Raw genomic sequence first — 13746 nt, forward strand, 5'->3', positions numbered from 1 at the left:
GTGCGTAAAGATGATGCGCCGTCTCGACGGAACGCACGATTTGATAGTCTGCGTCGACTTTCCAAGCGTTGGGTGCTTCGAACACGATATCGAGTCGATCAATGAAGCTTGGAAGGGATGGCGAAAAGCCGGTTGCCGCGATGACAGCATCTGTTTTAGACGAGCGTTCATCTTCGAGCTCTTGATGTTGCATCGCGATCGTGAACCGTTCGTCATAGGTAATCTTTTTCACTTCAAGATTCGCGCGAATCGCGACTTGTTGCTGTTCTTCTTCCGTCAAATCATAGAGGTGGGCATAGATCGATTGCAGGGTCTCTGGACTGATGCCGTTCTGAGACCGGGCGAATTTCTTGACCGACTCTTGTCTTACTTTGAGTGGGAGTTGGTTGAAATACATCACATAGCTCGGTGAAAAAATTTCTTCTCCGAGTTTACCGGTCTCGAGTGTCTCAAACAGTGTCGAACGCGCAATCCATTCGAGTTCAGGACGCTCTGGAGCAGGTGTCGTCAAAAGATCAAGGAAGATCTCGGCGGCACTTTGACCGGAGCCGACGATACTGATTTTTTTGCGCTGCAACAGTTCTGCCTTGTTCATGACATACTGTGTATTGTGAATGACACGCTCGTCAAACGTGTCTGGAATCGCGGGCTTTGAGCCAGTACCGATGACGACGTTCCGTGCTTCGAACGTTTCCCGTTTCCCGGTTGTGACATCTTCGACGAGGACCTCAAAACTATCACCGGTATCTTGCACATCGACGACGCGGGTTGAAAATCGTAAATCATTAAGCTGTGTCGCCACCCAGCGTAAGTAATCATTGTAACCTTGTCTTGAAATCAGAAGTTTTTCATAGAAGTAAAACGTGTGGAGACGTTGGATCGATCGTAAGTAATTAAGGTAAGAAAATGCGCTCGTCGGATCAGCAAGTGTGACGAGATCGGAGATGAAGCTTGTCTGCATCATCGAATCCTGAATCATCATGCCGGGATGCCATGAGAATTGTTCGCTTTCGTCAAAAAATAACGTTTTTAAATCTGTCGGATGAGCCAGTGCGCTCAACCCTAAATTCATCGGACCAATGCCGATGCCGATTAAGTCATACATAGAAAAAGCCTCCCAATTCGATATTGTTCTAAAACAATACCCGAAAAGGAAGGCGGACGAAACGTCAGGCTGAAGTTTACAGCTGGTCGGTCGTCGTTGTTTTCGTCTCGACCGTCATCGTTTTTCCGTCACGGATGATTGTCAGTGAGAGTGGACCGTCTGATTTGATGAGTGCCGTTTTGATATCGACGAATCCTTTAATCTCGGAGTCGTTGATTTTCGTGATCACGTCACCTGTTTTCAGTTTAGCCGCAGCAGCTGGACTGTTCGGTTCGACTGACATGACGACGACACCTGTTTTTTGACTGTCTGGTAAGTTAACTTGATCTTTTAAATATCCAGCAGGGAACGCCGCCACATCTTGTAAGGAAACACCGAGTGTCGGATGTTCGACTTTACCGTTCGTCTCAAGTTGTTTAAGGATTGGTAATGCATCATCGATTGGAATACTGAAACCGACACCTTCAACACCCGACTCGGCAATTTTCATCGAGTTGATACCGACGAGTTGTCCTTGTTCATTGATCAAGGCACCGCCTGAGTTACCAGGATTGATCGCGGCATCCGTCTGGATGACCGTTGTATTAAAGTCGTCTTGTCCATCGTTATTCGTATCGACCGGTACAGTCCGGTCTTTCGAACTGACGATTCCACGGGTAACGGAGTTTTGGAATTCACCAAGCGGATTACCAATCGCAAGGACAGTCTGTCCGGCTTTTAAGTCAGCCGATTTCCCGAGTGTGATGACGCCTGGAACGTCGTTTGCGTCGACTTCTAACACGGCTAAGTCATACGTTTCGTCACTACCGAGTAATTTGGCTTGCAGTGTTTTACCGTTGTTAAGTGTGACATCAAGTTTTGATGCGCCATCGACGACGTGGTGGTTCGTAATGATGTATGCTTTTCCATTCTCTTTTTTATAAATGACACCAGATCCCGAGCCGGCAGCTGCTTCTTTTTGCGACATCGCATTACCGGTTTGATAATTCGTTACCGTTACAACGGATTTTTGAGCAGTGGCGACTGCATTCGTCACTGGATCATTCGACGTCGTCGAGACTTGTTTTGGCATTCCGTTTGAGAGTGGTGTGTCCGCGACCTGTTGCTCTTGATCGAGTAAAATCGGAAACGCGATCGTTGCCGTCAGAACGGCACCGATGATTCCTCCAGTCAATCCAGGTAAAAGTCCTTTTGTTTTTCCAGCCATAAGTCGTCATCCCTTCCTGTATGATTTCTGACTTCATCATAGCAAATGAAGTGACTTGTCACCTGATTACGGGAGACATTCCGAAATGACTCATCATTCCCCATAATTCGACGACAATTTCTAAAAGTTGAGATAATCGGATCAGTTCGATACACTGAAGCTGTTTCGAATGAATCCGTAAAGTGGAAAGAGAGAGTGAATGATCATGCTATTACGTCTAGTCTATGGAGCAGGATTATTGTTTGCGGGAGTTGGTCATTTCCGCAACGAGAAAGGGTTTGTCAGCATCATGCCGTCGTTCATTCCGTTTAAGCGCTTTTTCGTCCAAGTAACGGGTGTGATCGAGATCGCTTATGGTCTCATGCTGTTGACAGGAAAAGGAGTACATCTCGTTCGTAAGACGCTTCCGGCCTTTTTGTACGCGGTCTTACCGGCAAACGTCAATATGGCCGTCAATCCGAAGCCGGTCAATGGGAAGCGCCTTCCATCATGGTTGCTCTGGACACGTTTGCCGCTTCAATGGGGACTGATCGCCTTGGCCAAACGCCTGAAATGAATCGGAACAAAAAGCCGCCGAAATGGCGGCTTTTTGTTTTAGAAACGTTTATTGACAGCAAGTAATGCGGCTTTTGCGATCTCTTCATAGGTAGAGTCGTTCGGATGGAACTGATCGCTTGATAAATCACGTTTGACGTCGCGAACGAGATTGAATGTGTCGATGATTTCGACGTCATATTCAATCCCGAGCGTCCGGGATTTAGCATTCCAGTCTTGCACGATCGCATCGAACGCCTCACCGTTTTCCGTTGCCCGGAAAGGATTATAAAGTCCGACGTAGAAGATGACAGCATCCGGATTTTGTTCGCGCAGAATCCGGAACGTCTTTCTTAAGTTGTCTTGAGCCGTCGTAATCGTCGCGGCCGTTTTCTTTGCATCGAAATTCGTGACACCTTCGCCACGATTGAACAAGTCATTTCCGCCGATCGTCACCGAGATGACTTTCGCTTGACTGACTGAGCGTAGGACTTCTTTTTGTTTGAGTTGTTTTAATAAATTTTCCGTCCGGGCACCACTGACGGCAAGATTCTGAAAACGCTCGACCGTGTTCGCTTTGACAAGGTCACGTCCGACAAGAGCAGCATAACTATTTCCGTTAGATGCTCCGACACCACGCGTCAAGGAATCACCAAGCGCGACGTACGTTCCGCCTTTTTTGACAGGTTCTTCCTTCGTTGGTGTGAGGACGGCACGCTTCGGTGGATTGACGACATCACTATAGGCGTTGACGAAACCGTAACCAAACAGCGCGGTCAGTAAGAGTGAAACGGTTAAAAACAGGGACCAGCGTAATCGCTTCATGAACGTTCCTCCTTCTAGGTTCTATCCTGATTGTAGCAAATGTTGAAAGAATGTGCGGAAATGAAGTGTTCTGACAAGTCAAATGATTCATTATTCCGCTAGAATAGACAATAAGAGGTGAGAGACGTGAAACCAACAGTGAAATTAGAAGATGTAACAAAGGTGATCGGAAAAAAAACGATCATCGATAATATCTCGTTTGAAATTCAACCGGGTGAGGTCTTCGGCTTCCTTGGACCGAACGGGGCAGGGAAAACGACGACGATCCGGATGCTCGTCGGACTGATTAAACCGACGTCCGGTAAAATCACAGTCTGTGACTTCGACGTCCGCAAACAGTTCGTCCAAGCGATGGAGCGGATTGGTTCGATCGTTGAGAACCCGGAGTTGTATAAATATTTGACAGGTCGTGAAAATTTACAAGTCTTCGCCCGGATGTTACCGAATGTCGACGAGGCAAGGATTCAGGAAGTCATCGATCTCGTCGATTTGACGGCGCGGGTCGACGATCAAGTCCGGACATACTCACTCGGGATGCGTCAGCGTCTCGGTATCGCCCAAGCACTACTCGGACGACCAAGCGTCTTGATTCTCGACGAACCGACGAATGGTCTCGATCCGATGGGGATTCGGGATTTGCGTCAATTCATACGCCGGCTCGTCGAGGAAACGGGACTGTCGGTCCTCGTCTCGAGTCATATTCTCGCTGAAATCGAGATGCTCGCCGATCGTGTCGCGATCATGAGTTACGGTAAAATCGTCCAAGTCGGAACGGTCAAGGAGCTGGTCGAGTCGCTTGCTCCTGGTGTTGATTGGCGTGTCGACGATGCCTTCAAGGCGAACGAGATTTTATCGGCTTCTGATTTAGTCCAAGTATCCGAAGTCGTCGATGCGAATACGGTCCATACCTTGATGGATGCTAGTAAGACGCCGGCACTTAACAAGCAGTTGCTTGAAGCAGGTGTTGAAGTTTGGCCGATCGAACGGAAAGTCCAGACGCTTGAAGATCTGTTCATCACGTTGACGGGAGGAGATCACATTGCGTAATCCGAACATGATCGGTCTCGTCCGAAATGAAGTGACGAAAATCGCTTCAAAACGTCGGTTTGCTGTCGTTGCGATCATCCTCATCGTCCTCGTCTCAATGTTTACGTACGCACAGTATCGAGACATTCAAGAACAGATCAAAAAGCAAGGAACACTCGATTGGCGGGTTGAACTTCAACAAGATATCGTCGATACACAGAACCGTCTTGCTTCTAGCAGTATTCAAGATGAGTTCCGTCAGTTCCTTGAATTCGACCTAAAACAAAACCAATACTATCTCGATAACGACATCAATCCGAATTATCCGGGAGCCCCGACGTTCATCCGGATTTTCTTCTCGCAAGGATTGACGTTGATTTTACCGCTGTTCATCATCGTCATCATGGCGGACATCGTCAGCGGGGAACAAAATGACGGAACGATCAAGACGTTGCTGTCGCGACCGGTCCGGCGTTGGAAGATCCTCATGGCGAAATGGTTGACGGTGTTACTTTATACATCGATGCTGATGGCATTGACCGTCGTCGTCTGTTATGCGATATCCGGAATCGTCCTCGGTTATGACGGCTGGACCGCACCGATCTTGACCGGATTCCAAGCTTCACCGAGCGGAACGTTCTCGACTGAATTCGTGCATACGTTACCGATGTGGGAGTATCTGTTGATGGCGGTCGGTCTAGCCTGGATCGTCACGGCGGTCGTCGGGACGATTGCCTTGATGGTCTCCGTTCTCGTCAAGAATACGGCGACAGGCATCGGGATCATGATGGCAGTTTTGATTTCCGGTACGTTACTGACGACGCTCGGTTCGAGCTGGACGAGTTCGAAGTATCTCGTCAACGTCAACTTTGGACTGATTAACTACCTTGATGGTCAAGCGCCACCGATCGAAGGGATGACACTTCCGTTTTCGCTTGCTGTCCTCGGTTGTTGGACGGCCGCGGCACTAATCGTTGCCTTCTGGAACTTCACGCAAAAAGATATGTATTAAGACAAACGGGTCCACCTGAAGAGGGGACCCGTTTGTCATGATTTATGAGGCAATTTGTCATATGTTTCCATTATTTTTTGATACTGAAGCTGTGTCGGTATGGAAGCGTCTAATCTTAGAACGGGGGAAACCGACCGTTCCATTTGCAGTTGGTGTTCCGCGAACGTGCCGATCATCTTCGGGTCCGTCGCTGTATGATACGTCCGGCACCAGTCGAGGAACTCATTTGATCCTGAAAAGTCAGGATAACGTGCTGCTTCGCGTGCGATGAGCCGTTCCATCCGGAGCGATTCGTCGAGCGACAGGAAGACGAGCAAGTCCCGATTGGTGAAACCATCCGGGTGCCAGGCGAAGATGGAACCGGAGACGACGTAATCACGGTAAGACAGTATATCTGCTTCATACATGGAAAATCGCTCGGAGACGTCACGTTTTTCAGTGAACTTCGTATCTTTCCAGAGATAATGGTCGGTATCGATCCACGCAATCCGTTCCGATTGTCCGACGAATGCACCTAGTGTACTTTTTCCTGTACCAGACCCACCAATGATTTGAATGCGCACGAGAACCAGCTCCTTTTGAAATAATCTACTAGCACGCAGAACAGGCCCGGGCATGATGCCGGACCTGTTCTGTGAAAGAAAGAAATCTTCCTATGTCGCCTCGTGCCAGCACAAGACATGGAATCGAGAGGCAGTGCCTCTATGGGAAGCTGATGCAGGTCAGCCTCCGCGCTACGTACCAATCGTACTTTTATCATACTGATTCCAAGAATTGGTGTCAAACCTGCTCGAAAGGGTTTACAAACCATTCAAACCGTCAAAAGAGAGAATAACGATGACTAGAGGAGGAACGACCATGGCAGATTGGGGCATCATGCTGACAGGCGTCGTCATTTGTGGATGGTGCATCTTTAGTGCCATCTATGACGATTTCATCCGTCGCGTATAAGACAAGTAAGTGTGGAACCGTCCAAGGAGGGCGGTTTTTTTGTGGATTTTTTTAATCCGAGTAAGTGGCTGTGGTACACTCGAATCAAAAATGAAAAGATAAAGAATGGGTGAAGCAGAATGAAGAAACAACCAGTTATCGTCATCGTCGGACCGACGGCAGTCGGAAAAACGAAGACAGGCATTGAACTCGCAAAACGACTAAACGGAGAGGTCTTATCCGGAGATTCGGTTCAAGTCTATCAAGGGATGGACATCGGATCGGCAAAAGTGACGACCGAAGAGATGGAAGGAGTGCCGCATCATCTGCTAGATCTCGTCACACCGGACGACGAGATGAGTGTAGCCCGTTTTCAGACGGTTGCCCGAGCGACGATCGATGAGATCGCAAGCCGTGGTAAGTTACCGATCATCGTCGGTGGAACAGGGCTTTACATCCGATCGATTTTATATGATTACCAGTTTACTGAGCAGGCAGAAGATCCAGCCTTACGGACTGAACTCGAAGCGTATGCGGCGACACATGGAGCAACTGCACTACATGATCAGTTAAAAGAACTCGATCCGGTGCGCGCAGAAGCCATTCATCCGAATAACATCCAGCGGGTCGTTCGGGCGATCGAGGTCGCGCGGACTGGTCAGACACAAACGACTGGCAGTCAACCCGCACTTTACGAGAGTTTGTTGTTCGTTTTACACATGAAAGACCGGGATCGTTTGTATGACCGGATTGATCAGCGGGTAGACATGATGGTCGACAGTGGCCTTCTAGAGGAAGTGGCGCGTCTGGACGCTGCCGGGTATCGACAGACGAAGGCGTTGCAAGCGATTGGTTATAAAGAGATGTTACCTGTTCTTGACGGAGCACCACTCGATCCTGCTGTTGACATGCTAAAACGGAACACACGACGCTTCGCCAAACGTCAATTGACCTGGTTCCGTCATCAATTTGATGGCGTTTGGGTAGATATGGGAAAGTTTTCATTTGAAGAAACGTTCAAAATTATCTATGATAGAACTGTAGAGTTTCTGAAAGCGGTTAAATAAGAGTTGCCCGAAGACAGAAACAGATAAAAAGAGGGGGCACGGGGAATCATGAAAGCGACATACAACATTCAGGACGTCTTTTTAAATCAATTACGGAAAGATGCAGTCCCAACGACGGTTTTCTTAATCAGCGGGTATCAATTACGGGGGCTGATCAAGTCATTTGATAACTTCACGGTCATTTTGGAGTCAGAAGGCAAACAGCAATTAATCTACAAACACGCGATCTCGACGTTCGCACCAGCGCGCAACGTGACGTTATATGAGCAAGAAGAGACGCAAGAAGTTTCTCGCTAATGAAAAAGACGACCGGGGGGTCGTCTTTTTTTAGGTTTCATTCAGGTGTGGGTCGTATTAAAAATTCGAGACGAATAACGAAAGAATGACGCTTCGCAAGTGAAGTGAAAAATGACAGCTACTTCACTTTCAGCGTAAATGTGTCATTACAGTAATGGTGTCAGTTCCTCGACCGCCTCTTCATAACGTCGAAGCGAGACATCCTTATAAAGACACGTCTTCTGCAGGCGTTCTTCCTTCGTCATCTCGTCCTGATACGTTTTTAGGATGAAGCTGTTGCGTAACATCGACGGTGTCAAGACCCGCTTGTTGTCCGACCGTTCATTCAGCTGACGCATCATCTTCGTGATCATGACAATCGACAATTGCTTCGGTGCATTCTTACTGTAAACCCAGCGGAATGTCATCCGGGCGAAGTCGAAGGCGACGAAAAAAGGGTCAGTACTGTGATAACGTGGGCGGACGGGCTCCGGAATCGTCTTCAAGTAACGCAACATGATATCTTGATCTTCCCGCTCGAGATGGAGCAGGTAGCGGTTGCCGAGTCGATCGTGGACGGTCATCTCTTGCTGGGCGAAGTTGAGATCGTGCATCTTTAAGCCGATGATGTGATGGACGCGTAAACCGTAGCGATAAAACAGGCGGAGAATGAGTTCGTTTCGATCGATCAAATACGGACGGGCTTTCAATTGATGTTCCGTCAAGCCGCGATCGGATTGATTCGTTCGGACGAGTTGCTCGTATTCCTTAAAGGAAGCGACGTGTTTTGCCGTCAATTCATGTGTCGGTTGTGCGTATTCGATCAGCTTCGCCTTCGTTTGTCGAATTTGATAATTGACTTGATTGATGACGGTGACGATTCGGGCGACCGTCGCTTGTTGGTAGAGTTTCTCTTCGATCAAGTACTCATTGATGAACGTCTTCCACGTCTCAATCGAAATCGCCTTGAAATCATCGATCGTCTCAAGTGGTTGATCGACATCCGTCATGTAGCGGTGGACTTCGATTAAATCGTACCGATAGCGCCGGACGGTCGAAAGTTGTCGTCCGCTTGTCGTTAAATAAAATAGGTAGCGTTCAATGAATTCTGGAAGCGTATACGACTGTTCGCGTGCCATCGTTTTCCTCCCTTTCGTAATGGTGTTTCTTCCATCATAAACCGAACGGATGTTTCCTGTCCAAAAAAGTTCAGACGAACCGGTGGCTGTGGTATGATAAGGGGCGCAGTACGTCTTTACTCGTGAAAGGAATGATATTATGTCAGAACGCGTCATCGTCGTTGGTTGCCAGCTCCCCGGTGTCCCGGATCATGTCTATGAAGAATCGGTCGCGGAGCTCGAAGCACTCGTAACGACTGCGCATGGTGTCGTCGTCGGTCGTTTGGATCAAAAACGACAAGCGATTGACCGCCGAACGTTCATCGGAAAAGGAAAGGTTGAGGAACTCGTTGCGTTAGCAGACGAACTTGAACCTGATTTAATCATATTCAATGCTGAAGTCACGCCGGGTCAAATGAAAAATATCCGGATTGCCTTATCAGACCCGGAAGCGATCAAGTTGATCGACCGGACGCAGTTGATTCTCGATATCTTCGCTGGACGTGCCCAGTCACGCGAAGGGAAATTGCAGGTCGAACTGGCACAGATGAGTTATCTGTTGCCACGTCTTGCCGGGCAGGGAACACAACTGTCACGTCTTGGTGGCGGAATTGGAACACGTGGACCAGGTGAATCGAAACTCGAGACGGATCGTCGTCATATCCGGCGCCGCGTCGATGAGATTTCGAAACAACTCGAGACATCCGTCGCGCACCGTTCTCGTTACCGGGAACGTCGCAAAGAGAACCAGACGTTCCAAATCGCACTCGTTGGTTATACGAATGCTGGCAAATCCACGATCTTCAACCGGTTGACTCAAGCCGACACATACGAAAAGGATGAGTTGTTCGCGACGCTCGATCCGTTGACACGTCAAGTTGATTTGCCGGAAGGTGGGCAAATCCTCCTGACGGATACGGTCGGTTTCATCCAAGATCTTCCGACGAAGTTGATCGCAGCGTTCCGCTCGACCCTCGAGGAAGTGCTGGAAGCGGACTTGATCCTCCATGTCGTCGATGCATCGAGTGAGCATTATTTGAATCAGATGCAGACGACGAACGATGTTCTCGATGAACTCGGTGCCGGTGACATCCCGCAGCTAGAAGTCTACAACAAGAAGGATCAGCTGAACCGCTTGTTTACAGGCGGGAAACTGTTGATCTCTGCACTTGATCCGCAGGACATCGAGCGTTTGATTGAAGAGATCGAACGTTCAATCAGTGAGATCCTCGAGTATCTCGAGATCCGCATCCCGGTTGATGGTTTTGCTCATTACAATCCGGCAAAGGAAGTCATGATGAACTTGAAGGAATCGTTCGAAGAAGATGGTTCTGTCATTCTAAAAGGTTACTTGCGTAAAGATACGCGTCTATACGCGACATTGAAACAATACGAGGTGTAAACATGTTTTCAGAATTAACCCATTACGAAACGCTTCGTCCGCTCATTGACCGGGCGGAGGAACAGATCGCTCCGTACGTCAAGAAGGCGCAAGAGGTCGCGGAATACAATCAATTCCGTGTCCTCGATGCGTTCCGACGTCACAAGGTCAGTGATTTTCATTTCATGCCGTCAACAGGCTATGGCTACAACGATGAAGGACGCGATACGCTCGAACGCATCTATGCCGACGTCTTCGGTGCGGAAGCCGGTCTTTGTCGTCCACAAATCATCAGCGGCACCCACGCAATCGGTATCGCGTTGTTCGGTTTATTGTTGCCGGGCGATGAACTGCTCTATATCACAGGAAAACCATACGATACGCTCGAAGAGATCGTCGGAATTCGTGGTGATGGACGCGGTTCATTAAAGGAATTGGGCGTCCACTATGATGTCGTCGAGATGAAAAACGCCGAGACGATCGACGTACCGGTCGTTCTCGAACGGATCACACCGCAGACGAAGGTAGTCGGGATACAGCGTTCAAAAGGGTACGCGACGCGACGCAGTCTGCCGGTTAATGAAATCGGTGAAGCAATCGCCGCCATCAAAGCCGTCCATCCGCACGTACTGATCTTCGTCGATAACTGCTACGGTGAATTCGTCGAGACGATCGAACCGACGCACGTCGGGGCAGACTTGATGGCAGGGTCGTTGATCAAGAACCCAGGTGGTGGTCTTGCGAAGACTGGCGGTTATCTCGTCGGTCGAACGGACTTGATCGAACGGGCATCGTTCCGGATGACGACGCCAGGGATTGGCGCCGAAGCCGGTCCATCGTTATCCGCACTTCCGGATATGTATCAAGGTTTCTATATGGCACCACATACGGTTAGCCAAGCGTTGATGGGTGCGATGTTCACGTCAAGCATGCTCGGTCAGTTCGGCTTTGACACGGCACCGCACCATACGGCAGAACGGACGGATTTGATTCAATCGGTCTCGTTCCATGCGCCGGAGCCGATGATTGCTTTCTGTCAGGCGATCCAAGCTGCTTCACCCGTCAATGCACATGCGTTACCAATTCCGGATTATATGCCGGGATATGCGGACGATGTCATCATGGCAGCAGGAACGTTCGTACAAGGCTCATCGATCGAGTTGTCAGCGGATGGTCCGATCCGTGCACCCTATACTGCATACGTCCAAGGTGGTTTAACGTATAGCCACGTCAAGATCGCGATCATCTCAGCCGTCAATCACTTGATGGAAAAACAATTAATTCCAGAAAAAAACGTTTAATACTAGCATATCTCGTGAAAACGACCTCTGAACGACTTCGAGTAAAGTGATTAAAAAAGTTGTGTTAACTTTTCTTACATCGCTTGACAAGTTGCCTGACAGAGGTTTATTCTCATGGAGTAAGGAAAAAGGAGGAACCACATGGCAGACTCATCACGCCAGTCCAAGCCACTATTTCCCATCGGAGTCGTTCAAGAGTTGACCGCGTTATCTGCCCGCCAGATCCGATATTACGAAGAACAGGGACTGATTAAGCCGGAGCGGACAGAGACGAAGCGTCGCCTCTATTCGTTCAACGATGTCGATCGCCTGTTGTCGATTAAGGAATACCTGGATCAGGGACTGAATATCGCAGGGATCAAATTGATTTTTGAAAACGATCTCGTCAAACGCGAACGCGTTGCGGAGAGCGTCGTCGAGACGCGTCCGGAACTATCTGACGGCGAATTGTATAAACTCCTGAAAAATGAATTGAAGGAAGCAGGACGACATGGAAAGACGTCGCTCATCCAAGGTGAGCTCGGGCGTTTCTTCAAGTAAGGACCTGTAACCATATAAAAACGAATCGGAGAGGGGATTTGTCACATGACACGTCGCAACATTACACGAGAAGACATTTTGAAAATCGCTAAAGCTGAGGATGTACGCTTCATTCGCTTACAGTTCACAGATATCCTCGGAACGATCAAGAACGTTGAAATTCCAGTAAGCCAATTGGAAAAAGCACTTGATAACAAAATGATGTTCGATGGTTCATCGATCGAAGGATTCGTCCGGATCGAAGAATCAGATATGTATCTCTTCCCAGACTTAAACACATGGGTCGTCTTCCCATGGACAGAAGATGGAACAGGGAAAGTTGCACGTTTAATCTGTGACATCCATAATCCGGATGGCTCGCCGTTCGCAGGAGACCCACGTGGTCAGCTCAAACGGGTACTTAAAGATATGGAAGAACTCGGTTTCACATCATTCAACGTTGGACCAGAGCCAGAATTCTTCCTCTTCAAGAAAGATGAAAAAGGTCGTCCGACACTTGAATTGAACGACCAAGGTGGATACTTCGACCTCGCACCAGTCGATCTTGGTGAAAATTGCCGTAAAGAAATCGTCATCGAGCTCGAGAACATGGGCTTTGAAATCGAAGCATCACACCACGAAGTCGCTCCAGGTCAGCACGAAATCGACTTCAAATATGCGGATGCGATCACGACAGCGGATAACATCCAAACGTTCAAACTTGTTGTCAAGACGATCGCGGCGAAGCACAACTTGCACGCGACATTCATGCCAAAACCACTCTTCGGAGTCAACGGATCAGGAATGCACGCGAACATGTCGCTCTTCAAAGGCAACGAGAACGTCTTCTTCGATGAAGGCAACGAAGACATGCAATTGTCGGATGATGCACGTGCCTTCACAGCAGGTATCCTCAAACACGCACGTGCCTTCACAGCGGTTTGTAACCCGACAGTCAACTCATACAAACGACTTGTTCCTGGCTACGAAGCGCCTTGCTACGTCGCATGGTCAGCCCGTAACCGTTCACCACTCGTCCGTGTTCCTGCAGCACGTGGACTCTCGACTCGTATCGAAGTTCGTTCAGTCGATCCAGCAGCGAATCCGTACCTCGCGCTTGCGACATTGCTCGCTTCAGGTCTCGACGGAATCAAGAACAACTTGAAAGCACCGGCTCCAATCGACCGTAACATCTACGTCATGGACAAACCGGAACGCGTTGCGAACGGAATCGATGATCTTCCATCAACACTCAGCCACGCACTCGAAGTCTTGAAAGCGGATGACGTCGTCATGCACGCTCTCGGCGATCACATCGCAGAGCACTTCGTTGAATTGAAAGAAATCGAATGGGATATGTTCCGGACGCAAGTCACGGAATGGGAACGCGATCAGTACATGGTCTTGTTCTAATCCAACTCAAGCACTTCTGGACTTTTGTCTGG

Annotated in this window: 14 protein-coding genes; 9 read left to right on the forward strand and 5 right to left on the reverse strand. The window is 48.8% G+C overall.

Annotation, left to right across the window (positions count from 1 at the left end; all coding sequences use genetic code 11):
- Together B4F99_RS04090 and B4F99_RS04095 are read right to left on the reverse strand one after the other, a co-directional pair.
- Positions 1–1105, reverse strand: a 1105-nt coding sequence (locus B4F99_RS04090; protein WP_290755498.1) for a lysine N(6)-hydroxylase/L-ornithine N(5)-oxygenase family protein, incomplete at its 3' end; no start/stop codon positions are given.
- 76 nt (positions 1106–1181) lie between these two features.
- The gene (locus B4F99_RS04095; RefSeq protein WP_035408750.1) at positions 1182–2312 is read right to left on the reverse strand and encodes a S1C family serine protease; all 1131 of its coding nucleotides are present in this window, start codon (positions 2310–2312) and stop codon (positions 1182–1184) included.
- A gap of 205 nt (positions 2313–2517) precedes the next feature.
- Between B4F99_RS04095 and B4F99_RS04100 the strand changes: the two genes are divergently transcribed.
- Positions 2518–2868 carry a DoxX family protein gene (locus tag B4F99_RS04100; protein ID WP_035408747.1) on the forward strand — a complete coding sequence of 117 codons (351 nt, stop codon included), beginning with the start codon at positions 2518–2520 and terminating at the stop codon, positions 2866–2868.
- Positions 2869–2906: 38 nt separating this feature from the next.
- On the opposite strand, the gene B4F99_RS04105 is transcribed toward B4F99_RS04100, so the two are convergent.
- A complete protein-coding gene (locus tag B4F99_RS04105; protein ID WP_290755500.1) occupies positions 2907–3671 on the reverse strand; it encodes an SGNH/GDSL hydrolase family protein in 765 nt (254 codons plus the stop codon).
- A 126-nt stretch (positions 3672–3797) separates the two neighbouring features.
- On the opposite strand from B4F99_RS04105, the gene B4F99_RS04110 reads away from it, so the two are divergent.
- Both B4F99_RS04110 and B4F99_RS04115 read left to right on the forward strand, forming a co-directional pair.
- On the forward strand, positions 3798–4718 hold the full coding sequence (locus B4F99_RS04110; RefSeq protein ID WP_290755502.1) for an ABC transporter ATP-binding protein: 921 nt from the start codon (positions 3798–3800) through the stop codon (positions 4716–4718).
- Positions 4711–5709 carry an ABC transporter permease gene (locus B4F99_RS04115; protein WP_214855351.1) on the forward strand — a complete coding sequence of 333 codons (999 nt, stop codon included), beginning with the start codon at positions 4711–4713 and terminating at the stop codon, positions 5707–5709. The genes B4F99_RS04110 and B4F99_RS04115 overlap by 8 nt, the downstream gene beginning before the upstream one ends.
- A 35-nt stretch (positions 5710–5744) precedes the next feature.
- On the opposite strand, the gene B4F99_RS04120 is transcribed toward B4F99_RS04115, so the two are convergent.
- On the reverse strand, positions 5745–6272 hold the full coding sequence (locus B4F99_RS04120) for a hypothetical protein (RefSeq protein WP_290755505.1): 528 nt from the start codon (positions 6270–6272) through the stop codon (positions 5745–5747).
- 507 nt (positions 6273–6779) lie between these two features.
- On the opposite strand from B4F99_RS04120, the gene miaA reads away from it, so the two are divergent.
- A complete protein-coding gene (gene miaA / locus B4F99_RS04125) occupies positions 6780–7706 on the forward strand; it encodes a tRNA (adenosine(37)-N6)-dimethylallyltransferase MiaA (RefSeq protein WP_290755507.1) in 927 nt (308 codons plus the stop codon).
- Between the two features lie 48 nt (positions 7707–7754).
- Positions 7755–8003: an RNA chaperone Hfq gene (gene hfq / locus B4F99_RS04130; RefSeq protein WP_023467753.1), complete on the forward strand. Its 249-nt coding sequence runs from the start codon at positions 7755–7757 to the stop codon at positions 8001–8003.
- 146 nt (positions 8004–8149) lie between these two features.
- Here hfq and B4F99_RS04135 read toward each other — a convergent pair whose 3' ends face one another.
- Positions 8150–9121 carry a tyrosine-type recombinase/integrase gene (locus tag B4F99_RS04135; RefSeq protein ID WP_056060521.1) on the reverse strand — a complete coding sequence of 324 codons (972 nt, stop codon included), beginning with the start codon at positions 9119–9121 and terminating at the stop codon, positions 8150–8152.
- Positions 9122–9260: 139 nt separating this feature from the next.
- Between B4F99_RS04135 and hflX the strand changes: the two genes are divergently transcribed.
- From hflX to glnA, 4 genes are all read left to right on the forward strand, one after another.
- Positions 9261–10502: a GTPase HflX gene (gene hflX / locus B4F99_RS04140; RefSeq protein ID WP_214855357.1), complete on the forward strand. Its 1242-nt coding sequence runs from the start codon at positions 9261–9263 to the stop codon at positions 10500–10502.
- Between the two features lie 2 nt (positions 10503–10504).
- Positions 10505–11782: an aminotransferase class I/II-fold pyridoxal phosphate-dependent enzyme gene (locus B4F99_RS04145; RefSeq protein WP_214855359.1), complete on the forward strand. Its 1278-nt coding sequence runs from the start codon at positions 10505–10507 to the stop codon at positions 11780–11782.
- 141 nt (positions 11783–11923) lie between these two features.
- Positions 11924–12322 carry a MerR family transcriptional regulator gene (locus tag B4F99_RS04150; protein ID WP_023467758.1) on the forward strand — a complete coding sequence of 133 codons (399 nt, stop codon included), beginning with the start codon at positions 11924–11926 and terminating at the stop codon, positions 12320–12322.
- Positions 12323–12367: 45 nt separating this feature from the next.
- Positions 12368–13714 carry a type I glutamate--ammonia ligase gene (gene glnA / locus B4F99_RS04155; RefSeq protein WP_290755512.1) on the forward strand — a complete coding sequence of 449 codons (1347 nt, stop codon included), beginning with the start codon at positions 12368–12370 and terminating at the stop codon, positions 13712–13714.
- The last annotated feature ends 32 nt before the right edge of the window (positions 13715–13746 follow it).

This window comes from Exiguobacterium sp. UBA3491 (assembly GCF_002377745.1).
Lineage (GTDB): Bacteria > Bacillota > Bacilli > Exiguobacteriales > Exiguobacteriaceae > Exiguobacterium_A.